Source organism: Kitasatospora sp. NPDC059577 (assembly GCF_042735475.1).
GTDB lineage: Bacteria > Actinomycetota > Actinomycetes > Streptomycetales > Streptomycetaceae > Kitasatospora.
This window is the reverse complement of record NZ_JBHWBZ010000061.1, coordinates 17460-44120: the sequence shown is the minus strand read 5'-3', so window position 1 is coordinate 44120 and position 26661 is coordinate 17460. Positions and strand designations below refer to the sequence as shown.

Genomic DNA, 26661 nt, shown 5'->3' with positions numbered 1-26661 from the left:
CACGGGGGGCCGCGGTCCTCGGGGTCCGTCCCCCCGGCGGCACCGCGCGGTCCCCCCCCGCCGCCCCCCCCCGCCCCCCCCCGCGCGGGGGGGGGCGCCCCCCCCCCCCCGCCACGGCGGGATCGCAGGTCGCCCGGCGGGATCGCAGGTCGCCCGGCGGGATCACGGGTCGCCCGGCGGGAGCGGCAAGCGGCCGCCCCGGCGGGAAAGTTCACGCGGCGGCCCCGGCGCGGTTCACCTCCGTGCGGTGGGCTGACCGCCATGAACGCTTCCAGTGGACGTCTCCTCGTCAGCCGGCGCGGGCTCCTGGCCGGCGCCTCCGGCCTCGGCCTCGGTGGCGCCGTGTCGCTCTCCGGCCTCGCCGCCGCCCCCGCCGCAGCCGCCGACCCCGCCGCCTCGCCCCTGCTGTGGCAACGGCCCGGGCGCTCCGGCGCACCGCGGGTGGGCGGTCTGCACCTCCAGTTCGGCCCGGACGCCTCGCGCGAGGTGGTGGTGTCCTGGCACACCACCCGGTCCGTCGCCAACCCCCGGGTGATGTACGGGACTTCGAACGGCGGCTTCGGCCGGACGGTGCAGGCCGCGACCCGCACCTACCGAGACGCCGCCTCCGGCACCGAGGTCCAGGCGCACCACGCCCGGATCACCGGCCTGCACCCGGACACGGACTACGTCTACGCCGCCGTCCACGACGGCACCACACCCGAGCTTGGCACCGTCCGCACCGCCCCACGCGGCCGGGCCGCCTTCACCTTCACCAGCTTCGGCGACCAGGGCACCCCCACCCTCGGCAGGAAGACCGCCAACGGCTACGTCAACGACAACCTCGGCAGCCCGGCCGCCGGCGACACCACCGCCGGGGTCGAACGGATCGCCCCGCTGTTCCACCTCCTCAACGGCGACCTCTGCTACGCGAACATCGCCACCGACCGGGTCCGCACCTGGTCCGACTGGTTCGAGAACAACACCCGCTCCGCCCGCCACCGCCCCTGGATGCCCGCGGCCGGCAACCACGAGAACGAGAAGGGCAACGGCCCGGTCGGCTACGGCGCCTACCAGGCCTACTTCGACCTGCCGGACTCCGGCTCGGACGACGAACTGCGCGGCCTCTGGTACTCGTTCACCGCCGGATCGGTGCGCGTCATCAGCCTCAACAACGACGACGTGGCGTACCAGGACGGCGGCAACTCCTACCTCCACGGCTACTCCGGCGGCGCCCAGCAGCGCTGGCTGGAGCGCGAGTTGGCGACGGCCGACGCGGACCCGGAGATCGACTGGATCGTCGTCTGCATGCACCAGGTGGTGATCTCCACCGCCGACAGGTTCAACGGCGCCGACCTCGGCGTGCGCGAGGCCTGGGTGCCGCTGTTCGACAGGTACGGCGTCGACCTGGTGGTCTGCGGCCACGAGCACCACTACGAGCGCTCGCACCCGATCCGCGGCCAGCAGCCGACCGACACCCGCACCCCCGTGCCGGTCGCCACCGGCACGAGGACCATCGACACCACCAAGGGCACCGTCCACATGGTGATCGGCGGCGGCGGCACCTCCGCGCCGTCCAACCAGCTGTTCTTCGACCCTCCGAAGGCCCGCGTCATCACCGGCGTCGGCGCCGCCGACCCGGCCACCGGCAAGCGCCCGCCGGTGTACGTGGTCGAGGACGCCCCGTGGTCCGCCTTCCGTGACGCCGACAACCCGTACGGCTTCGCGTCCTTCGACGTCGACCCGGGCCGGCGCGGCGGACAGACCACCATCGACGTCACCTACTACTCCGTCAGCGGCCCGTACGGCGACCTCGTCCCCGTCGACCGCTTCACCCTCACCCGCCCGCGCGGCGCCCGCGGCGGCGGCCGGGGTCGCTGACCCTCCCCGCCGCGGGCACGTACACCCCGCGCGCCGCACGACACGCCCCGTACGTACGCCCCACCCCACGCGACACGCCCCGGCCTGCCCCGGCCGGCACCGCGCGCGACACGCCCCGGCCCGCACCGCGCGCACCGCACCGCGGCGGCGCCGGACCGGGTCCGCACCCCCGGCCGGCGCCGGCCCCGTACTACCGCCCCGGCAGCGTGCAGCTGACCTGCCAACCCGCGGGCTCGACCGGTCCCGTGGTCAGCGAGCCGCCGTGGGCGGCGGTGCGGGCGGCGAGACCGGCCAGTCCGGTGCCGCCGGAGCCCGGGCGGCGGCGCAGCAACGGCTTGCGGGCGGGGCCGCCGTTGTCGGTGACGGTCACCACCACGGCGCCGCCCCGTCCGGGGGCCACCCGGACGGCGACCTCGGTGGCCTGCGGGGCGTGCCGGCGGATGTTGGTCAGGGATTCCAGGACGACGGCGTAGGCGGTGGCCTGGGTCTCGCCCGGGAGCAGCTCGGCGGTGTCGGGGGCCAGGTCGACGGTGGCGCCGGTCCCGCCCGTCGCACCGAAGCGGGCGACCAGCTCGGGGAGGTCGGCCAGGCCCAGGCGGCGCGTGGTCGCCCCCGGGGACCGCTCACCCTGCCCGTCCGACCCGGTCCGCCCGTCGTCCCGCCCCTGCGGATCCCGTAGGGCCCCGACCATCTCGTCCATCGAGTCCAGCGCCCGCAGCCCGGCCTCCTCCAGCCGACGGAGCAGCGCGGCGGTCTCCTCCGGTTCCTGGCAGGGGAGTTGGCCGGCCTGGGCCTCCAGCACGATGCCGGTGATCTCGTGCGCGACGAAGTCGTGCAGCCCCCTGGCCACGTCGAGCCGCTGCTCGCGCCGGGCCCGTACGACGGCCCGCTCCCGGCGGGCGTCCAGCACGCGCAGGTAGAGGGCCGCCCCCGCGACCCCGAGCACCGGCAGCAGCGAGATCAGCACGCCGATCACCGGGCCGGCCGCGCCGCCCTGGGGCGTCCGCAGGGCGAACCGCAGCGGGAGCAGGACCGCCGCGAGCCCGACCGCTCCGCCGACCGGCCCGGCCCACCGGTCGGGCAGCCGGCGGACGGCCCGGAACAGCACGCCGAGCAGGGCGAGCCACTCGAAGGGCAACCAGAACGCGGGCAGCCGGTGGGGCCCCGGGTAGAGCAGGTCGAGCAGCAGCGACGCGCCCGCCACCGCCCCGGCCTCCGCGCCGAGCGCGACCCGGCCGGTCGGCCACGGCAGGACGGCCACCACCGCGGCGGCCGCCGCCATCAGGGCGAGCAGCACGGCCGGGCCGTGCTCGCCCGGGTGTGCGAGGGCGACGGGCGCCGTCAGGACCAGCCCGGTGACGACGGCGAACGGGCGCCGTAACCGGGCACCGCGGGGCCCGGCCGGCCTGGACGAGGATTCGGTGCGCACCCGGCCGAGCCTACGGGGCAGCTCTCCCGGGGGAGGCGGGGCTCCTCCCCGGGAGGGAGCAGGACGCCGTCAACTCCCCTCCGCAGCGGGAGGCTTGCCCGGCCGGGCTGCAGCAGACTCGTGGTCGTCGAAGCAGTCGCCCCGAAGGAGGACGAACCGTCATGAACCGCCGACTCGCCACCGCCGCCGCCTCGCTCCTCCTGCTGGCCGCGACGGTCGCCACCGCCGCCCCGGCCTCCGCGGCCCCCGGCTCCGCAGCGGACCCGGCCGCGGCCGCGGGCGCCCCGACGGCGGTGAGCGTGCGCGGCACCGGGGACACCGTGCTCACCTCCGCGTTCCGCGACTTCGCCGGCGACCCGGTGCAGATCTCGGTCGACGCCCGCGCGGCCTCCTCCATGGACCCCGGCAGCACCCGCGGCCACTTCCACGTCCGCCACGTGCACGTCGACGGCCGACTGGTCGCCGACTTCGAGGGGGACATCACCTGCCTGGCCGTCGGTGGCCGGGAGGCGATCGCCACCGGTGTGATCACCAAGGGCGAGGCGCCGTGGTTCCCGGGCCTGGAGCCGGTCGGCCAGAAGGTGTCGGTCTCGGTCGAGGACGACGGCCGGCACGGGGACCGGCTCGGCTGGGTCTGGGGCGCGCTGGGCCAGCCGGTGTCGGACTGCCAGGGCACGGTACCGTTCATCCGCATGACCGGTGGCGACTTCACCGTGCGCGGCTGACACCCGCCCGACCAGGGCCTTCCGAGGCCCGCGAGGGTCCCACCCGGCTCCGCTCGGGCCCGCTCGGGGCGGCGGCCGCGCACCGGCGCGCCGCCGTCCGGCCGCCGCCCCGAGCACCCGGACCCTGGAGGCCCCGATGTCGCCCGACCGCCCGACCGCACCCGGGCCACCCGAAGCCGGCGCGGGGTTCAACGACCCCACAGGGGAGGGCCGTTGAACTCCGCGCCAGACCCGTCCCGGGCCACCGCGAACCGTTCCCGCGGAACCGCGAACCCGTCGCGCGCCACGCCCGGTGCCGCGCGCCCGACGTCCGACGCCTCGCACTCCGCGCCCGGGCCGCTGCCCGACTACCGGCGGCTCGCCGCCGTCGGCCCGTACTTCGCACTGGACACCTCCCCCGGCGGCGCACCGCCCGCCGGCTTCCGCCCGCTGTCCGAGCTGTACGGCACCGGGCCGGACGCGCCGCTGCGCGCGCGCATCCGGGTGGTGGCACAGCGGCTCGGCACTGCCGAACCCCGGGTCGCCGCCTCGATCCTGCACCTGGGACTGGCCGCCCGGTTCTGGTCGGTGGGCCTCGGATCGGCCGTCCTGCTGGGTACGGTCCCGACGCTGGACCACGCCTGGGTGCGGATCCCGGACCAGGGCCCGATCGACCTCTGGACGCCACCGGAGCCCGTCCGCCCGGACGCGGGAACGCTCGCCGACCAGCTCCACACCGCCGTCCTGGTGGGCCACGTGGAGCCGCTGGCGGCTGCCGTGCGGGCCGCCGCCCCGCTTTCCCCGCGCCTGCTGCTCGGCAACACCGCCTCCGCGCTGGCCGGGACGCTGCGGGTGCTGGACGCCCACGCACCGGGCGCGGCCGGGGCGCTGGTCGCGGAGCTGCTGGACCGCCCGCCGCTCGCGGGTTCCGGCACACTGAGCACCGGCCCGCGCGGCACGGCGTTCCGGCGGAACAGCTGCTGCCTCTACTACCGGGTCGGACCGGGCGCCGGTCTCTGCGGGGACTGCTGCTTCACCGAACCGCCCGCGCTGCGGAAACCGAACCACTGACGGCGAATACCTGGACAGCTGAAGGTCATGCGCGCCACCGCGGTCGCACCGCCCCTCCCGGGCGTCACACCCGCACCACGACCCGGTCCACCGCCCCCGCCTCCGCACCCTCGCAGCCCGAAGAGTTCGAGGAACCCGAGGAGCCCGGGAAGTCACGCTGAGCCGCCACCGCGGCACACGCGTCGGCCCGCGTCCGGCTTGTCCAGGGCCGGGCGCGGGCCGTGAATCCCCACCCGGTGCCGATGCCCTGGCACCCGGTGAAGCCTCCCGTGGGGGCGCGGTCAGACCGCGACCGCCTCCTCCATCTCCTCCTCGGCCTCCGCCGGGGTCTCCACCCCCCGGCGCCCGCGGCCCTCGTACAGCGCCGCGGCGACCACGGCCGCCGCCCCGAGCAGCAGCCAGACCAGCAGGGTCACGACGTGCCCGCCGAGGCCCGCGCCGCCGTCGAAGTACATGATGCTGCGCGCACCCTCCAGGAAGCCGGCGCCGGTCCAGAAGCCGTGCAGGGCGCCGAAGAAGCCGTTCTGCAGTTCGGGCCGGTAGATGCCGCCCGAGGAAGTGAAGTTGAGCATCACGAACAGCACCATCAGGGCCAGCGTGGTCCACTTCTTCAGGAAGGTGTGCAGGCCGGTGCCGATCAGCAGGATGCCCGCCGAGTAGAGCCAGCCGAGCACCCAGATCGCGGCGAGGTCGTGGTCGACGACGTGGAACACCGGCCCGGCGGTGACGATCCCGATGACGCTGACCACCAGCGAGACGGCCACCCCGGCCAGTGCCCGGACGGTCATGCTCAGCGCGGCACCGGCGGCGCCGATGACCGCGACGCTCGCGTACGAGCCGATGCTCAGCGCGACCAGCAGGAAGAACAGGCCCTGACCGGTCGGGTCGCCCGCGGCGGGGGTGGTGAGGTCGGTGACGTGCAGCGGCACGCCCTGCTTGTCGGTGACGGTGGTGAACACCGCCGTGGCGGCCACCACCGAGGTGTCCGAGTTCCCCTTGGCCACGATCAGCTCGGGGCTCCTGCCGTCGGGGACGAAGGCGCCGACCAGGTCGCGGTCGCGCAGTTGCCGCTCGGCGGCGGACCGGTCGTCGACGGTACGGACGTCGAGCGCGTTCCCGGCCTTCTCCTGGATGGCCTGCGCCAGTCCGTGCGCCTGCGGCGTGGTGCCGACCACGGCGACCTTGAGGTGGTGCGGCTCGGGCTGGTGGAAGGCGCCCTGGTAGGCGAGCGCCATGCCGAGGCACATCAGCAGCGGGGTGATCAGGTGGACGGCGAGGTGCTTGAGCGAGTGCCCCGTGGTGGGCGCCGCGGCGGGGTTCTGGGGTGTGCTCATGGCGTGCGTACCGTCCTCCGGTGGTGTCTCATCCTGCAAAGAAGGTGGCAAATGCAACCATTGCACCGGGGAACACCGCGCAATACAGGTGGCAAATGCAACCATCTATGGATGTAGCTTACAACTATCCGACACCGGGCGGAAGCCGGCCCCACCACCGGTACCGGCCGACCGCCTTCCCGCCCGACCGAGCACCCCCGGCCTCGGCACCCCTGCCCCGGGCACCCCCGACCGAGCACCCCCGACCGAGCAGCCCTGCCCCGGGCGCCCTCAGCCCAACTCGAACACGCCGTACGAGAACCCGTCCGCCCGCAGCTCCCCGTCCGTCACCCGCACGCCCTGCGCGTCCAGCGGCCGGATCCCCTGCGGCACCTCCGCAAGCACCTCCGACAGCCGTACGATCCCCGGCTCCCGCCGCGGGTTGACTGCGACCAGGTACCGCCCGGACCGGGTGTACACCAGCGGGTACCCGGCCTGCCTGACCTCCGCCCCGCCGGCGGAGCCCAGCCCCGGGTGCGCCCGGCGCAGCGCGATCAGCCGCCGGACGGTGTGCAGGAGCGAGGTCGGATCGGCGCGCTGGGAGAGCACGTCCGGGCGGTGCGGGTCCGGGTCCACCGGCAGGTACAGCCGCTCGGGGGGCGCGCTGGAGAAGCCGGCCGTGGGGCCCGGCGTCCACTGCATCGGGGTGCGCGAACCGGCCCGGTTGAAGCGCGGTCCGAGCACGCTGCCCTCGGTGTCGGGCAGTCCGGGCTGGTAGCGCATGCCGATCTCGTCGCCGTAGTAGACGGCCGGGAGGGTGGGCCAGGTGAGCAGGAAGGCGAACGCGGGGGCGAGCTGCTCGGCGGTGCGCGGGCCCGCGGCCAGCCGGGAGAAGTCGTGGTTGGCGGTCGGCAGCACGATGTGCCCGCTGCCCTCGGTGAGTTCGGCGGCGGAGCGCCAGGCGTCCAGGAAGGGCTGCGGGGTGCCCCGGCCCTCGGCCTCGAAGTAGCAGGACTCCTGCTGCCAGAACTCCTCGACCGTCCCGCCGTTGTTGTTCCAGAGGCAGCGCAGCGGGAGCCCGTTGTCCTCGCCGCCGAAGTGCAGGAAGAAGTCCGCGTGGAAGCCGGCGGCGACGGCGGCGGACGGGTCGCCCCACTCGGCGAACAGCGCGGCCCGGGGGTGGTCGCGGTCCAGCCAGTCGCGCAGTCCGGTCCAGAGTTTGGCGGTCTCGATCTTGCCCGGGTCGTCCTTGACCAGCGAGTACGCCATGTCCACCCGGAAGCCGGACACGCCGACGCCGAGCCAGTGCGCCATGATGTCGCGCAGCGCCGCCCGGTTGGCCCGCGGGCCCTCGGCGTCCACCGGCTGCCGCCAGGGCTCGTCCGGACTGCTGCGCGCGTAGCCGAAGTTGAGGGCGGGCTGGCAGTCGAAGAAGTTCGGCCGGTACCAGCCGGGGCGGCTGCCGGGCGAGGCGACGAAGCCGTCCACCCGGTGGTCGGACCAGATGTAGCGATGGTCGGACGGGTCCTCGGCGGCGGCCAGGAACCAGGGGTGACGGTCGGAGGTGTGTCCGGCGACGAGGTCCAGCAGGACCCGGATGCCCCGGCGTCGGGCGGCCTCGACCAGCGCGGCCAGGTCCTCGGTGCCGCCGTAGCGCGGGGCGGGCGCGAAGTAGTCGGTGATGTCGTACCCGGCGTCGCGGAACGGCGAGGCGAAGCAGGGGTTGAGCCACACCGTGTCGACGCCGAGCCAGGCGAGGTGGTCGAGGTGGTCCGTGATGCCGGCGAAGTCACCGATGCCGTCGCCGTCGGAGTCGGCGAAGGTCTGCGGGTAGATCTGGTAGAGGACGGCGTCGGCGAGCCAGTCGGGGCCGGGGCGGGTCGAGGTCATGGGCGGGTCCTCCTGCCGGGTCCGGGGCCCGGGGTGCACCGGGCGGGGCTGAACCGGGCCGGACTCGGCCGGGGCCGAGCCGGGTGCCACCGATTCTCGTCCAATCCCGGCCGTCCCGACAGCCCGCCCGACAACTCTCCCCGACGGCCCGCCCCGACGATTCGCCCCCGGCAGCCCTCCCCGGTAACCCGCCCGACGATTCGCCCCGGCTGCTCCGCCGTACGCCCCGGCCTCCACGCCCCGGACCGGCCACCGTCCCGGCCTCCACACCCCGGACCGGCCACCGGACCGACCTACGACGCTCCGCACGCCTGCGTGAACGCCCGGGCCCGCCGGGTGATCTCCGCCCAGTCCCCCGCCGCGACCGCCGCCGGCGGTACCACGTCCGTCCCGGCGCAGACGGCGAGCGCGCCCTGCGCCAGGAACTCGGCGGCGTTGCCCGTGTTCACCCCGCCGGAGGCCACCAGTGGGACGTCCGGGTACGGGCCGCGCAGGTCCTTGAAGTAGCCGGGGCCGAACGACCGGGCCGGGAAGATCTTGACCGCGGCCGCCCCCAGGTCCACCGCCCGGGCCACCTCGGTCGGGGTCAGCGCCCCGAGCACCACCGGTACCCCGGCTGAGGTCGCCGCCGCCGCGACCTCGGGCCGGCAGCCCGGGGTGACCAGGAAGGAAGCCCCGGCCGCGGTCCCGCGCTCGGCCTGCTCCGCGGTCAGCACGGTGCCGACGCCGACCCGGTGGCCGGCCTGCGCGGCACGGCGCAGGTGCCGGGTCACGTCCGGCGTGGTGTAGGTGAATTCGGTCCACCGGATGCCGCCCGCGGCGAGCGCGGCGCACAGCGCGGCGGCGTCGGGGATGTCCGGCGCGCGGACCACCGCGATCACCCGGTCGTCCTGCAGGGCGGAGAAGGAGTTCATGCGGCTCGGGTTCCTCGGTCGGTGCGGCGCAGGGCGCGCCCGGGCCGGGCGCCGGTGGTGCGGCCCTGCCGGACGACGGCGGTGCCGTTGACGTACACGGACTCGATGCCCTCGGCGGGCCGCCGGGGGTGCTCGAAGGTGGCGGCGTCCCGGACCCGTTCCGGGTCGAGGAGCACCAGGTCGGCGTGGTGGCCGGGGGCGATCAGTCCGCGCCGGTGCAGACCCAGCCGGGCGGCGGGCCGGCCGGTCATCCGGGCGACCGTCTCCTCCAGGGTCAGTACGCCCAACTCCCGGCTGTAGTGGCCGAGGTAGCGCGGGAAGGTGCCCCAGGCACGCGGGTGCGGCCGGGCGCCGACCAGCAGTCCGTCGCTGCCGACGGTGTGCGCGCGGTGGCGCATGATCGCCCGGACGTTCTCCTCGTGCCCGACGTGCTGGAGGATCGTGGTGGCCAGCTGGTCCCGGCGCAGCAGGTCCAGGAAGACCTCGGTTCCGGTCCGCCGTTCCTCGACGGCGAGTTCGGCGACGGTCCTGCCGACGGCCGGTGCCAGCTCCGCGGACCGGACGCCGGAGATCTGGATCGTCGTCCAGTCGGTGACCACGCCGTGGCAGCCGTCGCTGCCCTTCTCCTCCACTTCGTACCGGATCCGGGCGCACTCCGCCGGGTCGGCGAGCCGGGCCAGGGTCGCCGCCGGGCCGCCCTCGGTGGCCCAACTCGGCAGCAGGGCAGCCAGGGTGGTGGAGCCGGGCAGGTAGGGGTAGCTGTCCAGCGTGAGGTCGACGCCGTCGGCGAGCGCCCGGTCGACCAGTTCCAGCAGCTCGCCGGCCCGGCCCCGGTTGACGCCGAAGTTCATCGTGGCGTGGGTCAGGTGCAGCGCGCAGCCGCTCTGCCGGGAGATCTCCACCATTTCGGCGTACCCTTCCAACGCGCCTTCCCCGTAGGAGCGTTGGTGCGGAGCATGGAAGCCGCCGTAGGCCGCGACGATGGTGCAGAGCTGGACCAGTTCGGCGGTGTCCGCGTAACTCCCGGGCGTGTAGCTGAGACCGCTGGACATGCCGACCGCGCCGTCCAGCAGGCTCTTCGCCAGCACCTGTCGCATCCGGTCGAGTTCGGCCGGGGTGGGTGGCCGGTCGGCCCAGCCCATGACGAGGGTGCGCAGCGTGCCGTGTGGGACGAGGTAGCAGGCGTTGACGGCGACCCCGGTGCGGTCGATCCGGTCCAGGTAGCCGGCGACGTCGCGCCAGTCCCAGTCGAGGTCGGCCGGATCGCCGTTCCAGCCGGCGAGTTGGCGGCGCAGCGCGGGCAGCGTGGTGTCGTCCACCGGGGCGTAGGACAGGCCGTCCTGGCCGAGGACCTCGCAGGTGACGCCCTGGGTGACCTTGGCCGGGTGCTCGGGTTCGAGCAGTAGGGCGAGGTCGGAGTGGGCGTGCATGTCGATGAAGCCGGGGGTCAGGACCAGTCCGTCGGCGTCCACCACGTCGGGTGCGTCGAGGCGCCCGCCGATCCCGGTGATCAGGCCGTCGGCGATCCGCACGTCCGCCCGGTAGCGGTCGGCGCCGGTGCCGTCGACGACGGTGGCGCCGCGGAATACCGTCGGGCCCGGCGTGCCCGGCGTGCCCGGCGTGCCCGGCGTGCCCGGCGTTCCCGGCGTTCCCGGCGTTCCCGGCGTGCCCGGCGTGCCCGGTCCGGCCGTTCTCGCCCCGGCCATCAGAAGAACGTCCTGACCAGTCCGGTGACCTTCGGCTCGGCGGCGTCCGCGGAGTCCAGCACCGGGATCGCCGTCCACTTGTCGAAGGCCGTGCACGGGTGCGACACCCCGAGGCGCAGTACGGCGCCGATCGGCGCGAGGTCGCCCGCGTCGCGCAGGAAGCCGTGCTGGTCGTTGAGCGCGGTGATCCGTGCCGTCGTTCCGGTCAACTCGACTCCGCCGCGCACTCGTTGCGGCTCGGGCAGGCCCTCGTCGAAGGGCAGGTCGCGCTTTCCGGCGTCCAGCAGGGCGAGTTGCGGTTCGGGTCGGGAGACCACCCGGGCCCAGCCGTGCAGCGCGCCGCGGAACGGTGTCTCGCCGGCGCCCCGGGCGAACGGCGAGACGCCCCGGTAGAAGCCGTCGTCGTGGGCGACGTAGGCGCCCGAGCGCAGCACCACGAGGGTGTCCGGCAGGCCGGCCAACTCCTCGACCACCAGGTCGAAGTAGGCGCTGCCGCCGGCCGTGACCACCGGCGGCGCGTCGTCCGGGCAGGCGCCGGCGAGCCGGCCGTGGAGCAGGGCCAGGGTCCGGAGGTGGCCTCGGACGGCGGCCAGCCCGTCGGCCGTGGCGTCGTGCGCGAGCGCGCCCTCGTAGCCGCCGACGCCGGCGAGGCGCAGCGTGGGGGCCCGTAGCACGGCGGCGGCGACCTCGACGGCGGCGTCCACGCCGCGGGCACCGGTCCGCCCGCCGGGGCCGCCGAGTTCGACCAGCACCTCGACCGGCCGTTCGGCGCCGGCGGCGCGCAGCGCCTCGTCCATCAGCCGCACGCTCTCGGTGGAGTCGACCCAGGAGAGGAAGGCGAAGCCGGGGTCGGAGGCCAGTTCGTCGGCGAGCCAGGCCAGTCCGGCCGGGTCGAGCAGGGTGTTGGCGAGCAGGATCCGCCGCACTCCGAAGGCGCGGGCGACCCTGACCTGGGGCAGGTTGGCGAGGGTGATGCCGTGGCTTCCGGCGGCGAGCTGCGCCTGCCAGAGGGCGGGCGCCATGGTGGTCTTGCCGTGCGGGGCGAGCGCGACGCCCGCCTTGGCGCACCAGTCGGCCATGGTGCGGACGTTGTGCTCGACCGCGGCGCCGTCGAGGGTGAGCAGCGGGGTGCCGAGCGAGGAGAGGGTCGGGCCGTCCGCCAGCCACTCCCGCACGGTACGGCCCCACGACTGCGGGGGAGCGGCCTTGAACCGCCAGTCCAGCGGCTCGTCGGCCAGGGCCGCCACCGCGCCGACGGCGATCCCGGGCCCGGTGCCGCTGCTTGCGAAGGTCTGCTCCACGATCCTCCTTCCATCATGTTGCAACATGCGCAACGCGGGTTGCACATGCTGGCAGCACGGTTCTAGCATCGGCGCCGGATCACGGTCAACGGAACCGGCCCACGCTCCACAGGGAACCGGCTCACGCTCGACGAACCGACACGCGCCCGGCGAACCCGGCCCGCACCCTTCGCGGACGGTCGCCGGCGGAGTCGACGCACGGTCAACGGACACGGTCAACGGAGTCGGCCCGCTCCCCGCGGAACGGCCGCAGACGAGGAGCCCCGCACATGCCGCGACAGGACACCCCGGGGGCGACCCGCCCGGGCCCTCCCCCGACGGCCGTGTGCGTGGGCGAGTCGATGGCCGTCCTGCTCCCGGACCGCCCGGGCCCGCTGGAGTCGGTGGCGAACTTCCGGCTCTCCGTCGGCGGCGCCGAGTCCAACGTGGCCGGCGCACTGGCCGCACTCGGCGTGCCGACCGCCTGGATCAGCCGGGTCGGCGCGGACGGCTTCGGCCGGCGGCTGCTCGCCGAGGTCGCCGCCCGCGGCGTGGACGTCTCGGCGGTCGCGGTCGACCCGCACCGCCCGACCGGCCTCTACCTCAAGGAGGTCGGCGGCACCACCGGCCACGACCACGACCTCGGCCCCGGCCGCAGCCGGCTGCACTACCACCGGCGCGGCTCCGCGGCCGCGGCGCTCTCCCCCGCGCTGCTCGCCGACCCGGCCGCCGCCCCGCTGCTGGCCGACGCCCGCCTCCTGCACCTGTCCGGCATCACCGCCGCCCTCTCCGACGACTGCCTCGCCCTGCTGCGCGCCCTGCTGGCCGACCGCCGCCCGGGCCGGCTGGTCAGCTTCGACCTCAACTGGCGCCCGTCGCTCTGGCGCGACCGCGACCCGTCCGTGCTGCCGTCGCTGCTGGACGCCGCCGACCTGCTGCTGCTCGGCGCCGACGAGGCGCAGGCCGCCTTCGGCGCAGGCGACCCCGTCGCACTGCGCCGCCGCTTCCCGACGCCCGCCACCCTCGTGGTCAAGGACGCCGACCGGCACGTCACCGCCCTGGAGCGGGACGGCACGGCGGTCACCGAACCGGCCCTCGCCGTCGAGGTGGTGGAGGCCACCGGCGCGGGCGACGCCTTCGCGGCCGGCTACCTGGCCGGCACCGTCCGGGGCCTGGACCAGCGCCGCCGGCTGCGGCTCGGCCACCTGAGCGCGGCCTGCGCGCTGACCGCCCACGGCGACCAGGCCGAACTGCCGCCCGCCGCCGTGGTGTCGGCCCTGCTCGACGCCTCCCCCGCGGACTGGGCCGCCACCCGGGTCAGCGCGGACGGCATCACCGGCCCCGCCCTCACCGCCGACCGCGCACGGGCCGACGACCCCGCGCAGGCCCGCCACGGCGCACGGACCGGCGGCCCCACCCCCGCCGACGACGCCCACGGCGCCGGTGACCGGACGCCGGGCGCCCGCCCGGGCCCGGGCACAATGAGCGGGAACCCCAGCCCTCGAAGCGGAGCACGATGAGCCAGACCGTCACCCGCGCCCTGCGCATCCTCGCCCAACTCGGCGAGGGCGAACGCTCCCTCGACCAGCTCGCCGAGGTGCTCGGCGTCCACAAGACCACCGTGCTCCGACTGCTGCAGAGCCTCGAAGAGGAACGGTTCGTCTACCGCGACGCGGCCTACCGCTACCACCTGGGCGCCGGCCTCTTCGCCCTCTCCGGCCTTGCCCTGGAGCAGCGCGGCATCCGCCGGATCGCGGCCCCCCACCTGGCCGAGCTGAACGCCGCCACCGGTCAGACCGTGCACCTGGCCGCCTACGAGGGCGGCGAGGTGGTCTACATCGACAAGTTCGACTCCCGCCACCCGGTCAGGATGTACTCCCGGATCGGCCTGCGCGCCGCCCTGCACAGCGCGGCCGTGTCCAAGGTGCTGCTGGCCGACCTGCCCCTGCCGGAGCGGCGAAGGGTGGTGGCCGGGATCGACTTCACCCCGCACACCGAACACACCCTCACCACGCCCGAGGCGCTGCTCGCCGAGCTGGAGAGGGTCGCCGCCCAGGGCTGGGCGCAGGACCACGCGGAGCACGAGGCCTTCATCAACTGCGTCGCCGCACCGATCCGGGACGCCAGCGGCCGGGTCGTCGCCGCCGCGTCCATCTCCGTGCCGGACGTCGTCCTCCCGTACGAGCAGGTGCTGGACCTCCTCCCGCAGCTGCTCGCCACCACCCGCACCGTCTCGGCCGACTGCGGTCGCCCCGAACACCCCTGACGAACCGTCACGATATCCGAGGAGTCCCATGCCCCCCGAGCAGTCCCCGACCGGCGAGAAGACCGAGATCCGCACCGAGGGCGCCCCGGCCCCCGCCTGGACCTTCTCCCAGGGCGTGCGCAAGGGCCCGATCCTGCAGGTCTCCGGGCAGGGCCCGCAGGACCCGGCGACGGGCGAGTACCTCCACCACGGCGACGTGAAGGCGCAGACCCGGCGCACCCTGGAGAACGTCAAGGCCGTCGTCGAGGCCGGCGGCGCCACGATCGAGGACGTGGTGATGTTCCGCGTGTACCTCACCAAGCGCGCCGACTTCCCGCTGATGAACGAGGTCTACGCCGAGTTCATCGAGGAGAACATCGAGCCCGGCGGAGTGAAGCCCTGCCGCACCACCGTCTTCGTCGAGCTCCCGCAGGAGCCGATGCTGGTCGAGATCGACGCCCAGGCCGTCCTCGCCTGACGCCGCGCCGCCCGCTCCGCCGAAGGGCCCGGACCGCCGCCCGTCCGGGCCCTTCGGCACGTCCCGACGCCTGCTTGCCGAACTCCGACGCGAATATTAGGTTAGGCTCACCTAACTTTCTGGAGGTCCGTCCATGAGCCAGCCCACCGGCGACACCGAGGTCCCCGAGCCCACCACCGCCGAACGGATCCAGAGCCTGCTCAGCACGACCTCCTCGCTCGTCGTCCGCGCCCTGGGCGAACACCACGACCTCGACACTCCGGTCTCCGTCCACGGCTCCCACCTGCGAATGCGCGCCCCGCTGGACGCCCCGCTCACCGTGGCCGCCGCCCACGCCACCGACGGCCTCCCCGTCGTCCTCGACGTCACCGACGTCTCCCCCGTCGCCGTCCGGGACCGCGTCCGCGGCCGGCTCACCCTGGCCGGCCGGCTGCGACTGGCGCACCTCGCCGACGACGGCCTCAGCGTCCACCTGCGCGTGGACGTCGCCCACGCCGTCCTCGCCACCCCGTACGGCACCGGAGCGGTCACCGCCGCCGACCTCTCCCTCGCCGGCCCCGACCCGATGGCCCGCCACGAGGCCGCGATGCTCACCCACTTCGCGGACGACCACGCCGACGCGATCGAGGTCCTCACCCGCCTCCTCGACCCCGTGCTGCTCGCCCGGAACCCGGACGTCCGCCCGCTCGCCCTGGACCGCCACGGCCTGGTGCTGCGCCTGGACCACCCCGACGGCCACCGCGACGTCCGCCTGGTCTTCCCCGAACCGGCCTGCGACACCGAGGACTTCGGCCACCGGATGCACGACCTGCTGGCCGCCGCCCAGTACGGCCTGCCGGCCCACCGCGGCTGACCGACACCCCGTCACCGCTCGCCCGACGAAGCCGGCCCGCTCCCCCTCACCCGACGACCCTCGCCCGACGACGCGGAACCGCCCTCGTCCGACGACCCTCGCCCGACGACCCTCGCCCGACGACGCGGAACCGCCCGAGCCCGGCCGCCGGACCCCCGAACTCCCTACCCGTTCCGGCGCGTTCGGCAGACCCGTCGCCCACCCGCGATCCCCGGCTGACCCACCGCCCGCGCACGAACCGCCGACGCCGCCAGCCCCGACACCGGCCCGCCCCGCATCGAACCGCCCCGCGCCCCTGCCGCCCCGCCTCCCGGAAGGTCACGCACCCGGAACGTCGCGCCCCGGAAACGTCCCGCCCGGAAACGGCAGCGGCCGGCCCGGCTCGCGAGGGAGGTGAATCCCGCGAGCCGGGCCGGCCTGGGCGTGTCCCGCGCCCATGTCCACTGCACGGCGATCATCCGGTCGAGCGGTCACCCGACATGACCATCCCGGAGGACCGATTCGCTCCGCGGCAGTGGTGGTTCCTGAAACCCTGGACCTGATCCCCGGAGGGTCAGAGCGCGACGCCGTGCGCGCGCAGGTAGGTGACCGGGTTGATGTCCGAGCCGTACTCCGAGCCGGTGCGGATCTCGAAGTGCAGGTGCGGGCCGGTCACGTTGCCGGTGGCGCCGGAGAGGCCGATCTGCTGGCCGACGGTGACGGTCTGACCGATCTTCACGCCGATCACCGAGAGGTGCGCGTACTGGGCGTAGTGGCCGTCGGCGAGCTTGATCTCGACCTCGTTGCCGTAGGCGCCGCCGTTGCCGGCCTTGACCACGACGCCGTTGGCGACGGCGCGCAGCGGGGTACCGGTGGAGGCGACGAAGTCCTGGCCGGTGTGGTGGCCGGAGGCCCACATCGAGCCGGCCACACCGTAGGCCTCGCCCAGCACCGGGTTGGCCAGCGGCGCGACGAAGCCGGAGGTGGCGGCGACCGGAGCGGCGGTCACGGCCTTGGCCGGAGCGGCGGTCTGAACCTGGGTCTGCACCGGGGCGGCGGGCTTGGCGGCCTCGGTCGTGACCTTGACCTGGGTCTGCGGCTTCACGGGGGCAACCGGGGCCACCGGGGCGGCCGGCTTGGCCGGGGCGGCGTCCGCGGACGGCGCGGCGGCGTGGCCGGCGAGGGTGAGCTGCTGACCCGGGAAGATCAGGTTCGGGTTGGCGCCGACGACCGAGCGGTTCTGCTCGTACAGCGCGTGCCAGCCACCCTCGACGTTCTTGACGTCGGCAATCTTGGACAGGGTGTCACCACTGACGACGCGGTAGCTCTCGGACGTGGCGGCCGCGGCGGCCGGAGCAGCCGGAGCGGCCTTCTCGGCCGGCTTGGCGGCGGCGACAGGCGCCACGGCGGCGGGCGCGGCCGGGGCAGCGGGGGCGGTGTGGGCCTGGGCGCTCATCGCGGTGACGAGCGGGAGGGCGAAGGAGACACCGGTGACGGCAGTGGCGATGCCGATGCGGGCGGCGCGGGGCAGGACGATACGACGAGCCTGAGCAGGCATGGAAGTTTCCTCTCCGACGCCTGCGAGGTGAGCTGTCGGGTTCGGGCTGGAGTTGCCCGGCCGCATGTGCGGCTTCACCCCGAGCCGGCCCTGGACGCCCGCGCTCCGAAAAGCGCGAACTCCGGTCCGGCGACTTACCTGTGGGTCCCCCGCTCCTGCCGTACAGAGTTCAGATCGAACCACCGGGCAGCGGCAGGACTCGGCGTTCCACCCGGCGGATCCGTCCGGACTGGCCGGGCGGTCGCTGAACTAAAACCCATCCGTTCGGGTGAAGCAATGTCGATCTCTTGAAGCCGCAACGATCCCTCCTGGGTGCGGTGACCCTCCGAATGATCCCCAGCACGGTGCGTACACCATCCATTCACCCCGAGCCACTGATCCGCGACCCTGCGCCGAAGTCGGCCACAGCGCGCAGCCGACCGCTCACACAGCGCCCCCGCCGCCGACACACCACCGGTGAGCCTTGTCACGTACGCCCCACGGGGCGGAGGATCGGGCCGTGGCCACCTCCGAGGCCGGCACCCTGCGCCTGGGCACCGCGCAGGGTCGCTGGGTACTACTGGCGACGGTGCTCGGCTCCAGCATGGCGATGCTCGACGGCACCGTGGTGAACGTCGCCCTGCCCCGGATCGGCGCCGACCTCGGCGCCTCCCTGGCGTCCCTGCAATGGACGCTGAACTCCTATCTGCTCACCCTGGCGGGCCTGATCCTGCTCGGCGGCGCGCTCGGCGACCGGTACGGCAGGCGCCGGGTCTTCCTGATCGGCGTGGTCTGGTTCGCCGTCGCCTCCGCGGCCTGCGCCGTCGCACCGAACATCCAGGTGCTGATCGCCGCCCGCGCCGTCCAGGGCATCGGCGGGGCGCTGCTCACCCCCGGCTCGCTCGCCATGCTCCAGGCGGTCTTCCACCCCGACGACCGCTCGACGGCGGTCGGCCTCTGGTCCGGCCTCGGCGGGGTGTCGGCCGCGGTCGGCCCCTTCCTCGGCGGCTGGCTGGTGGACGGCCCCGGCTGGCGCTGGATCTTCCTGCTGAACCTGCCGCTCGCGGCGGCCGTGATCGCGGTCTCCACCCGGTCCGTGCCGGAGAGCCGGGACGAGAGCGCCTCCGGCCGCTTCGACGCGCTCGGCGCGGTCCTCGCCGCGCTCGCCCTCGGCGCGATCACCTACGCCCTGACCGCCGCCGGCGAGGGCGTGTCCGCCGCGGTCTGGATCAGCGGCGTGCTCGGCGTGGTGCTCGGCGCCGCCTTCGTGGTCGTCGAACGCCGCACGCCCGTGCCGATGCTGCCGCTCGGCCTGTTCTCCTCCCGGCTGTTCACCGCCGTGAACCTGGTCACCCTCTGCGTGTACGCGGCGTTCAGCGGCGTCTTCTTCCTGCTGGTGGTGCAGTTGCAGATCGTCGCCGGGTTCTCCCCGCTGGTCTCCGGCTTCGCGCTGGTGCCGATCACCGTGCTGATGCTGGCGCTGTCGGCGCGCGCCGGGCGCCTGGGGAAGCGGATCGGCCCGCGGATCCCGCTCACCGTCGGCCCGCTGCTGTGCGCCGCCGGCGTGCTGCTGATGCTGCGGATCGGCGCCGACTCCTCCTACTGGACGGACGTGCTGCCCGCCGTCACGGTGATGGGCTGCGGGATGACCCTGCTGGTCGCACCGCTGACGGCCACCGTGCTGGCCGCCGTCGAGGTCCGGCACGCGGGCATCGCGAGCGGGGTCAACAACGCCGCCGCCCGGGCGGCCGGTCTGCTCGCGGTGGCCGCACTACCGGCGCTGGCCGGGCTGAGCGGCGACGCCTACCGGGTGCCGGCCGAGGTCGACGCCGCCTTCCACACCGCGATGCTGATCTGCGCGGGCCTGCTGGTCGGCGGCGGGCTGATCGCCTTCGCCACCGTCCGCGGCAACGTGCTCGACCCCGAGGACCACCCGGTGGCCGAGCCGGACTGCGAGTGGAACTGCGGCACCACCCCGCCGCTCGACCCGGGCCACGTCCGCACGCACGAGGGCCCTGCCACCGGTCCGGCGGCAGGGCCCTCGCCCGAGAGCTGACGCTGCGTCACATCAGCGGCGCGTCAACGGATGCGGCACCTCAGAGGATGTCGCCCGGCGCGTACTTGGCGGCCTCGGGGTAGGCGGCCGCGACGGCCTCCACCCGGCGGACCACCTCGGCGACCTGGGCGCCGGCCGCACCGGTGAAGGAGAGCTTGTCGGCCAGCAGCGCGTCCAGCGCGGCCCGGTCGAGCGGGATCCGCTCGTCGGCGGCCAGGCGGTCCAGCAGCTCGTTCTCCCGGGCGCCCGCGCGCATCGCCAGCGCGGAGGCGACGGCGTGCTCCTTGATGACCTCGTGCCCGGTCTCCCGGCCGACGCCCGCGCGCACCGCGCCCATCAGCACCTTGGTGGTGGCGAGGAACGGCAGGTAGCGGTCCAGCTCGGCCTCGATCACGGCGGGGAAGGCGCCGAACTCGTCGAGGACGGTCAGGAAGGTCTCCAGCAGGCCGTCGAACGCGAAGAAGGCGTCCGGCAGCGCGACCCGGCGCACCACCGAGCAGGAGACGTCGCCCTCGTTCCACTGGTCGCCGGCCAGCTCGCCGGTCATCGAGGCGTAGCCGCGCAGGATGACGGCCAGGCCGTTGACGCGCTCGCAGGAGCGGGTGTTCATCTTGTGCGGCATCGCGGAGGAGCCGACCTGGCCCTCCTTGAAGCCCTCCGTGACCAGCTCGTGGCCGGCCATCAGGCGGATGGTCTTGGCCAGGCTGGACGGCGCGGCGGCGAGCTGGACGAGGGCGGTGAGCACCTCGAAGTCCAGCGAGCGCGGGTAGACCTGGCCGACGCTGGTCAGCACGTTCTCGAAGCCGAGGTGCCCGGCGACCCGGCGCTCCAGCTCGGCCAGCTTCTCGGTGTCGCCGCCGAGCAGGTCCAGCATGTCCTGGGCGGTGCCGACCGGGCCCTTGATCCCGCGCAGCGGGTAGCGGGCGATCAGCTCCTCCAGGCGGCGGAAGGCGACCAGCAGCTCGTCGGTGATCGACGCGAAGCGCTTGCCCAGGGTGGTGGCCTGCGCGGCCACGTTGTGCGAACGGCCGGCCATGACCAGCTCGGAGTGCTGGGCGGACAGCTTGGCCAGGCGGACCAGGACGGCCACGGTGCGGTCGCGCACGTGCTCCAGCGACTGGCGGATCTGCAGCTGCTCGACGTTCTCGGTCAGATCGCGGGAGGTCATCCCCTTGTGGATCTGCTCGTGGCCGGCGAGCTCGCTGAACTCCTCGATACGGGCCTTCACGTCGTGGCGGGTGACCCGCTCACGGGCGGCGATCGAGCCGAGGTCGACCTGGTCGATCACCCGCTCGTAGTCGGCGACGGCGGTGGCCGGCACCTCGACGCCGAGGTCCTGCTGGGCCTTCAGGACGGCGAGCCACAGGTGGCGCTCAAGGACCACCTTGTGCTCGGGGGACCACAGCTGGGCCAGGGTCGCCGAGGCGTACCGGGAGGCCAGGACATTGGGGATCTGGGGCTTCGCGCTCACGCTTCGCAAGAGTAACAGCCGAGGTCACGCCGAACGTCGGCGGATGGGGTAGGCTCGGCCGATTGAGCGCCCATCAGACGGGTTGCCAGAACCTTCTCGCCGCAAGGATACCACATCAATGAACGGACTTCCAGCGACCGCAGGGCACTCCGGCGACGCCCTCGCCGAGGCCCTGCACACCGAGCAGGCCCGACTCACCACCCTCTACGCCCGGCTGGACACCGTCCGCGAACGGGCTCACCGCACCGCCGACGGCGCCCACGACGGCACCGGGCCCGGCGGCACCCACCAGGCCCGGCTGGAACGCGCGGTGCGCGCCCGCGAAGCCGCCCGCCACGCCGCCCGGCTCGACGCCGTCGAACGCGGCCTCTGCTTCGGCCGCCTCGACGAGCGCGACGGCACCGTCCACTACATCGGCCGCACCGGCCTGACCGACGAGGCGTACGAACCCCTGCTGCTCGACTGGCGCGCCCCCGCCGCCCGCCCCTTCTACACCGCCACCCCCGCCGACCCCGGCCCCGTCGTCCGCCGCCGCCACCTGCACACCCGCGGCCGCACCCTCACCGGCCTGGACGACGAGGCGCTCGACCTCGCCGGACTGGACGACTCCGGCCGGCGCGGGCTCGTCGGCGAGGCCGCCCTGCTCGCCGCCCTCGGCCGCGAACGCACCGGCCGGATGGGCAGCGCCGTCGCCACCATCCAGACCGAGCAGGACCGGGTGATCCGCTCCCCGCTGCGCGGCGCGCTCGTCGTCCAGGGCGGGCCCGGCACCGGCAAGACCCTCACCGCCCTGCACCGCGCCGCCTACCTGCTGTTCACCCACCGCGCCGCGCTGGAGCGCCGCGGCGTCCTGGTGATCGGTCCCAACCCGGGCTTCCTGCGGTACATCGACGAGGTGCTGCCCGCCCTCGGCGAGGCCGAGGCGGTGCTGCGCACCGTCGGCGAGCTCCTCCCCGGCATCGCCGCCACCGGCAGCGACGCCCCCGCCGCGGCCGTCGCCAAGGGCGGCCCCTGGATGGCCGGAGTCCTCCGCCGCGCCCTCGCCGCCCACCAGTCGGCCCCCGCCGACGGCCTCGACCTCGGCGAGGGGCTGGCCGTCTCCGCCCGGGCCTGCGCCCAGGCCCGGGACGCCGCCCGCGGCCTGCGGATCCCGCACAACCGGGCCCGCGCCTTCTACCTGCGCACCCTGCTCGACGCCCTCGCCATCGCCCAGGCGCTCTCCCTCGGCCGCCCGTACGACGAGGAGGAGGCGCACCACGCCCCGCGCGAACTGTGGGCCCGGGCGGACGTCCGCGCCGCCCTCGACCCGCTCTGGCCCCGGCTCACCCCGCAGCAGCTGCTCGAACGGCTGCTGGGCGACGTCGAGTTGCTCGCCGAAGTGGCCCCCGAGCACGCCGCCGCCCTGCTCCGCCGACCCGGCTCGCCGTGGACGGCCGAGGACGTCCCGCTGCTGGACGAAGCCGCCGAACTCCTCGGCGAGGACGGGCCGTCCGCCCCCTACACCGCCCCCGCCACCGCGGAGGAGACCGACGAGGAGTCCGAACTCGCCTTTGCCCAAGGAGTGTTGACCATCACCGGGCAGACCGACGACGCCCTGTTGGACTCCGCCGCGCTGGCCGAACGCTTCCGGGACGACGGCCCGTACCGCTCCACCGCCGAACGCGCCGCCGCCGACCGCACCTGGGCGTACGGCCACGTCGTCGTGGACGAGGCGCAGGAACTGTCCGCGATGGCCTGGCGCGCCGTCCTGCGCCGGGTGCCGTCGTGTTCCCTGACCATCGTCGGCGACCTCGCCCAGACCGGCTCCCCGGCCGGCGCCCGCAGTTGGGCCGGGATGCTCGACCCGCACCTGCCCGGCCGCTGGCGTGAGGAACGGCTGACCGTCAACTACCGTACGCCGGAGCCGATCATGGCCCTCGCCGCAGCCGTCCTGCGCACCACCGAGCCCGGCATGCGGCCGCCCGAGTCCGTCCGACCCGGCAGCGAGCACCCGCGCGCGGTCCCCGTCCCGGACGGCGACTTCGCCGCCGCGCTCGCCCGTCTGCCCGCGGCCGCGGGCACCACCGGCGTCATCGCACCGGACGGCCTGGCCGAGGAGCTGGGCGCGCTGACCGTCACGGCCGCCAAGGGCCTGGAGTTCGACGCGGTCGTGGTGGTCGATCCGGCCGCGCTCGCCCCGCGCGACCGCTACGTCGCCCTCACCCGGGCGACCCGCGCGCTCACCCTGCTCCACCACCGACCGCTGCCGCCGGAACTCGCCGAACTGCTCTGACCGGTCCCGCACCCGCCCGAACCGCTCGGCACCGGCCCGAACGGCTCGGGACGGCTCGGAACCGGTCCGGGAGCAGCGGACCCGACCGGCACCGACGGCACCGGCGGCGCGGAACCTACTGCGCGCCGCCGGTCCGGCCGGCCAGCACCGGCAGGACCTGCCCGCAGATGGAGTGCAGGGCGATCCGCTGCTCGTCGGTCATCGCCTCGAAGGCCTGGTGGGTGCGGCTCATCTCGCCGCGGATGCGGTTGAGGATCTCCCGGCCCTCGGCGGTGATCACCACGATCTTCACCCGGCGGTCACCGGCGGCCGCCGCCCGGTTGGCCAGGCCCAGCGACTCCAGCCGGTCCACGATCCCGGTGACGTTCGACGCGTCGCAGCCCAGCCGCCCGGCCAGCGCGCGCATCGGCACCGGCTCCTGCACCGCGCCCAGCGCCTTGGCCTGCGAGGAGGAGAGCCCGTGCCGGGCCGCGGCCGCCGCGAAGTCCTGGAAGTACGCGGCGCCCACGGCGGCCAACGCCTCCATCAGCTCGGCGTTGGTCGGTACGGTCGTCGTCGCTGTCGAACCCATGGGGTCAGGGTACGACCAGGTGCTTCAGCAACTCAAGCTTTGACCGGGGCAACCGTCGGGGAGCCACCTCACACCCCGCCCGCCGGCCCGCTCCGGGCCTCCGCTCAGAGCACCAGCTGGTCGAACAGCCGCCGCAGTTCCGCGTCCGGGTCGGCGGTCAGTCCGGTGTGCACCGGCCCGGGCTGGACGATGGCGCTGCGCGGCGCGGTCAGCCACCGGAACCGCTGCCCGGGGCTGTCCCCGGCCGCCGGACCGGCCTGCGGGCCGCCCGCGCAGACCGCCTCGATCCCGTGCAGCGCCCGCCGCACGCCCTGCACGTCCACCACCGGGTCCAGCGCCAGCAGGCGCGCCTGGTCCAGGTGCGTGCGCGCCGCCAGGTGCGAACTCTGCCGGCAGTACAGCAGCACCCCGACGTTGACGCACTCGCCGCGCTCGACCCGCGGCACCGCGCGGATCACGGCGTACTCGTAGTCGTGCAGCTCGACCGCGACCGGCAGCACGTGCGTCGACGGATCGGTCATGCGGGCACCTCCGGCAGCCAGTCGCGCGGACCGGCCAGTCGCCCGGTCAGCTGGGAACGGTACGCGGCGCGCACCTCGTCGGGCGAGTCGAAGCCGAACTCGTCCATCAGCCAGACGTCGGGGATCTGCGCCACGGCCGCCTCGACCGCCGCCTCCGCGAGCGGCGCGAGCTCCTTGTCGGCCGCCCCCAGGTCCGGCCGGGCGCCCAGCAGCGCATGGTCCGAGGCGTCGTACGGGCGGCGCACCCAGCCGGCCGCGCCGGGCCAGTTGTGGTGGAAGATCAGGCTCGCGCCGTGGTCGATCAGCCGCAGCCCGCCGGTCGCCACCAGCAGGTTGGGGTTGCGCCAGGACCGGTCGACGTTGCCGATGAACGCGTCGAACCACAGCACCCGGCCCGCGAGTTCGGGATCGACCTCGAAGCAGAGCGGGTCGAAGTTGAGCGCACCGCTGACGAAGGCCATCCCGAGGTTGGTCCCGCCGCTGGCCCGCATCTGGTCCTGGACCTGGTGGTCCGGCTCGCTGCGCGCGAGCACCGGGTCCAGGTCGACGGTCACCAGCTCCGGCACCGGCAGCCCGAGCCGCCGTCCCAGTTCCCCGGCCAGCACCTCCGCGACCAGGGCCTTGCGCCCCTGCGCCGCACCGACCCATTTCAGCGCGTAGAGCCGACGATCATCGGCCTCGACCAGGCCCGGCATCGAGCCGCCTTCTCGCAGTGGCGTCACGTACCGGATCGCCGTCACCTCGGGTAGCACGCCCACAGCCTATCGGTGCCGCCACCCCTTCTCCCCCACCGCGGCGCAGCGACCACCCGCGCCCCCGCCGCACCCCCTCTCTCCCTCCTCCCTCCTCCTCTCCCCCCTCCTCCCTCATCCGCCCCACCCCGGTGGCAGCCCCCGCTGCTCCGTGCGAGTGTGGCGGACAGTAATGGGGACCTTCACGGCAAAGGGATGAGCGATGGAACGACCTCGGATCCTGATCGTGGGCGGTGGCTTCGCCGGACTGGAGTGCGCCCGCCGCCTCGAACGCAAGCTGTCACCCTCGGAGGCCGAGATCTCGCTGGTCACGCCGTTCAGTTACCAGCTCTACCTCCCCCTCCTCCCGCACGTCGCCGCCGGCGTCCTCACCCCGCAGTCCGTGGCCGTGTCCCTGCGCCGCTCGCTGCGCCGCACCCACATCGTCCCCGGCGGCGCCATCGGCGTGGACCCGGCCTCCCGGGTGTGCGTGATCCGCAAGATCACCGACGAGGTGGTCGCGCAGAAGTACGACATCCTGGTCCTCGCCCCCGGCAGCGTCACCCGCACCTTCGACATCCCGGGCCTGACCGACTACGCCCGCGGCATGAAGACGCTCGCCGAGGCGACCTACGTCCGCGACCACGTGATCGCCCAACTCGACCTCGCCTCGGCCACCCTGGACCAGCGGGAGCGCGAGTCCCGGCTGCAGTTCGTGGTGGTCGGCGGCGGCTACGCGGGCACCGAGACGGCCGCCTGCCTGCAGCGCCTGACCACTGCCGCCACCCACCGCTACCCGCGGCTCGACGCCCGGCAGATCAAGTGGCACCTGATCGACATCGCGCCGAAGCTGATGCCGGAGCTCGGCGACGCGCTCGGCCAGGCGGCCCTGGAGGTCCTGCGGGGGCGCGGCATCGAGGTGTCGCTGGGGGTCTCGGTGGCCGAAGTCGGCGCCGAGTCGGTCAAGTTCACGGACGGCCGGGTGCTCCCCAGCCGCACCCTGATCTGGACGGCCGGGGTGGCCGCGAGCCCGCTGATCGGCACGCTGGACGCCGAGACGGTGCGCGGCCGGCTCGCCGTGACGGCGGAGATGCGGGTGCCGCAGTTCGAGGGCGTCTTCGCGCTCGGCGACGCCGCCGCCGTGCCCGACCTGGCGAAGGGCGACGGCGCGGTCTGCCCGCCGACCGCCCAGCACTCCGCCCGGCAGGGCCGGGTGGTGGCGAACAACGTGATCGCCTCGCTCCGCAACCAGCCCCTGGAGCCCTACTACCACAAGGACTTGGGCCTGGTGGTCGACCTGGGCGGCAAGGACGCGGTCTCCAAGCCGGTCGGCGTGGAGCTGCGCGGGGTGCCCGCCCAGCTGGTCGCCCGCGGCTACCACATGATGGCGATGCGCACCAACGTGGCCAAGTTCCGGGTGGGTGCCAACTGGCTGCTCAACGCGACCGCCGGGGACGACTTCGTCCGCACCGGCTTCCTGGCCCGCCAGCCCGCCCGGCTGCGTGACTTCGAGTACACCGACGCCTATCTGACGAAGGATCAGGTTCGGGCCCACGCCCAGTCCCTGCTCGCCAAGGGCTGACCCTGGCGTCCCCGCGGCGCGTCCCGGCCGGCGCGACCCGACCGGGACGACGACCGCTCCGACCGGCGCACCGGCCACCACGCCGCCGACGCCCCGGCGCCCCGGCGCCCCCGCGACCGATTCCGCGGGGGCGCCGAAGCACGCGCCGGCAACCTACCGGCACCGCGGCCGCCCGGCACCACAGCCGGCCGGCATCCG

At 74.8% G+C, this 26661-nt stretch carries 21 protein-coding genes and 1 riboswitch; of the genes, 10 read left to right on the top strand and 11 right to left on the bottom strand.

The annotated features are described in order from the left end of the window. Positions 1-261: 261 nt before the first annotated feature. Positions 262-1860, top strand: a complete 1599-nt coding sequence (locus tag ACFV0O_RS33645; protein ID WP_380347541.1) for a purple acid phosphatase family protein — start codon at positions 262-264, stop codon at positions 1858-1860. Between the two features lie 190 nt (positions 1861-2050). Here ACFV0O_RS33645 and ACFV0O_RS33640 read toward each other — a convergent pair whose 3' ends face one another. Next, positions 2051-3289: an ATP-binding protein gene (locus ACFV0O_RS33640; protein WP_380347540.1), complete on the bottom strand. Its 1239-nt coding sequence runs from the start codon at positions 3287-3289 to the stop codon at positions 2051-2053. Positions 3290-3450: 161 nt separating this feature from the next. Here ACFV0O_RS33640 and ACFV0O_RS33635 point away from each other — a divergent pair, with 161 nt between their 5' ends. Both ACFV0O_RS33635 and ACFV0O_RS33630 read left to right on the top strand, forming a co-directional pair. Further along, positions 3451-4014, top strand: coding sequence for a hypothetical protein (locus tag ACFV0O_RS33635; RefSeq protein WP_380347539.1), 564 nt, complete (start codon positions 3451-3453; stop codon positions 4012-4014). 213 nt (positions 4015-4227) lie between these two features. After that, a complete protein-coding gene (locus ACFV0O_RS33630; RefSeq protein ID WP_380347538.1) occupies positions 4228-5064 on the top strand; it encodes a (2Fe-2S)-binding protein in 837 nt (278 codons plus the stop codon). Positions 5065-5345: 281 nt separating this feature from the next. On the opposite strand, the gene ACFV0O_RS33625 is transcribed toward ACFV0O_RS33630, so the two are convergent. From ACFV0O_RS33625 to ACFV0O_RS33605, 5 genes are all read right to left on the bottom strand, one after another. After that, positions 5346-6398: a hypothetical protein gene (locus ACFV0O_RS33625; RefSeq protein ID WP_380347537.1), complete on the bottom strand. Its 1053-nt coding sequence runs from the start codon at positions 6396-6398 to the stop codon at positions 5346-5348. A gap of 270 nt (positions 6399-6668) precedes the next feature. After that, positions 6669-8267 (bottom strand): alpha-amylase family glycosyl hydrolase, encoded by a 1599-nt coding sequence (locus tag ACFV0O_RS33620; protein ID WP_380347536.1) that lies wholly within the window; start codon positions 8265-8267, stop codon positions 6669-6671. A 293-nt stretch (positions 8268-8560) separates the two neighbouring features. Beyond that, positions 8561-9181 (bottom strand): bifunctional 4-hydroxy-2-oxoglutarate aldolase/2-dehydro-3-deoxy-phosphogluconate aldolase, encoded by a 621-nt coding sequence (locus ACFV0O_RS33615; RefSeq protein ID WP_380347535.1) that lies wholly within the window; start codon positions 9179-9181, stop codon positions 8561-8563. Next, positions 9178-10887, bottom strand: coding sequence for an amidohydrolase family protein (locus ACFV0O_RS33610; RefSeq protein WP_380347534.1), 1710 nt, complete (start codon positions 10885-10887; stop codon positions 9178-9180). The genes ACFV0O_RS33615 and ACFV0O_RS33610 overlap by 4 nt, the downstream gene beginning before the upstream one ends. After that, on the bottom strand, positions 10887-12188 hold the full coding sequence (locus tag ACFV0O_RS33605; protein WP_380347533.1) for an amino acid deaminase: 1302 nt from the start codon (positions 12186-12188) through the stop codon (positions 10887-10889). Before ACFV0O_RS33605 ends, ACFV0O_RS33610 begins: the two co-directional genes overlap by 1 nt. Positions 12189-12457: 269 nt before the next feature. Between ACFV0O_RS33605 and ACFV0O_RS33600 the strand changes: the two genes are divergently transcribed. The 4 genes from ACFV0O_RS33600 (at position 12458) to ACFV0O_RS33585 (ending at position 15743) form a co-directional block, all read left to right on the top strand. Further along, the gene (locus ACFV0O_RS33600) at positions 12458-13687 is read left to right on the top strand and encodes a sugar kinase (RefSeq protein WP_380347532.1); all 1230 of its coding nucleotides are present in this window, start codon (positions 12458-12460) and stop codon (positions 13685-13687) included. Next, a complete protein-coding gene (locus ACFV0O_RS33595; protein ID WP_380347531.1) occupies positions 13684-14433 on the top strand; it encodes an IclR family transcriptional regulator in 750 nt (249 codons plus the stop codon). The genes ACFV0O_RS33600 and ACFV0O_RS33595 overlap by 4 nt, the downstream gene beginning before the upstream one ends. Positions 14434-14461: 28 nt before the next feature. Next, the gene (locus tag ACFV0O_RS33590) at positions 14462-14890 is read left to right on the top strand and encodes a RidA family protein (RefSeq protein ID WP_380347530.1); all 429 of its coding nucleotides are present in this window, start codon (positions 14462-14464) and stop codon (positions 14888-14890) included. A gap of 133 nt (positions 14891-15023) precedes the next feature. After that, entirely contained in the window at positions 15024-15743 is a 720-nt protein-coding gene (locus ACFV0O_RS33585; protein ID WP_380347529.1) for a DUF2470 domain-containing protein, read from the top strand. A 553-nt stretch (positions 15744-16296) separates the two neighbouring features. On the opposite strand, the gene ACFV0O_RS33580 is transcribed toward ACFV0O_RS33585, so the two are convergent. Then, the gene (locus tag ACFV0O_RS33580; RefSeq protein WP_380347528.1) at positions 16297-17280 is read right to left on the bottom strand and encodes a peptidoglycan DD-metalloendopeptidase family protein; all 984 of its coding nucleotides are present in this window, start codon (positions 17278-17280) and stop codon (positions 16297-16299) included. A gap of 2 nt (positions 17281-17282) precedes the next feature. Beyond that, positions 17283-17465: riboswitch (cyclic di-AMP (ydaO/yuaA leader) on the bottom strand. Between the two features lie 314 nt (positions 17466-17779). Here ACFV0O_RS33580 and ACFV0O_RS33575 point away from each other — a divergent pair. Beyond that, positions 17780-19315 (top strand): MFS transporter, encoded by a 1536-nt coding sequence (locus ACFV0O_RS33575; RefSeq protein WP_380347527.1) that lies wholly within the window; start codon positions 17780-17782, stop codon positions 19313-19315. Between the two features lie 40 nt (positions 19316-19355). On the opposite strand, the gene purB is transcribed toward ACFV0O_RS33575, so the two are convergent. Further along, the gene (gene purB / locus ACFV0O_RS33570) at positions 19356-20786 is read right to left on the bottom strand and encodes an adenylosuccinate lyase (protein WP_360258037.1); all 1431 of its coding nucleotides are present in this window, start codon (positions 20784-20786) and stop codon (positions 19356-19358) included. Positions 20787-20904: 118 nt separating this feature from the next. Here purB and ACFV0O_RS33565 point away from each other — a divergent pair, with 118 nt between their 5' ends. Further along, positions 20905-23058 (top strand): HelD family protein, encoded by a 2154-nt coding sequence (locus ACFV0O_RS33565; RefSeq protein WP_380347526.1) that lies wholly within the window; start codon positions 20905-20907, stop codon positions 23056-23058. Positions 23059-23173: 115 nt separating this feature from the next. On the opposite strand, the gene ACFV0O_RS33560 is transcribed toward ACFV0O_RS33565, so the two are convergent. The 3 genes from ACFV0O_RS33560 to ACFV0O_RS33550 form a co-directional block, all read right to left on the bottom strand. Then, on the bottom strand, positions 23174-23629 hold the full coding sequence (locus tag ACFV0O_RS33560) for a MarR family winged helix-turn-helix transcriptional regulator (protein ID WP_380347525.1): 456 nt from the start codon (positions 23627-23629) through the stop codon (positions 23174-23176). Between the two features lie 104 nt (positions 23630-23733). After that, the gene (locus tag ACFV0O_RS33555) at positions 23734-24150 is read right to left on the bottom strand and encodes a DUF3037 domain-containing protein (RefSeq protein WP_360258030.1); all 417 of its coding nucleotides are present in this window, start codon (positions 24148-24150) and stop codon (positions 23734-23736) included. Beyond that, complete coding sequence (locus tag ACFV0O_RS33550) at positions 24147-24902, bottom strand: HipA family kinase (RefSeq protein ID WP_380347524.1); 756 nt, start codon at positions 24900-24902, stop codon at positions 24147-24149. Before ACFV0O_RS33550 ends, ACFV0O_RS33555 begins: the two co-directional genes overlap by 4 nt. 202 nt (positions 24903-25104) lie before the next feature. On the opposite strand from ACFV0O_RS33550, the gene ACFV0O_RS33545 reads away from it, so the two are divergent. Further along, positions 25105-26463 (top strand): NAD(P)/FAD-dependent oxidoreductase, encoded by a 1359-nt coding sequence (locus tag ACFV0O_RS33545; protein WP_360258025.1) that lies wholly within the window; start codon positions 25105-25107, stop codon positions 26461-26463. Positions 26464-26661: the final 198 nt, after the last annotated feature.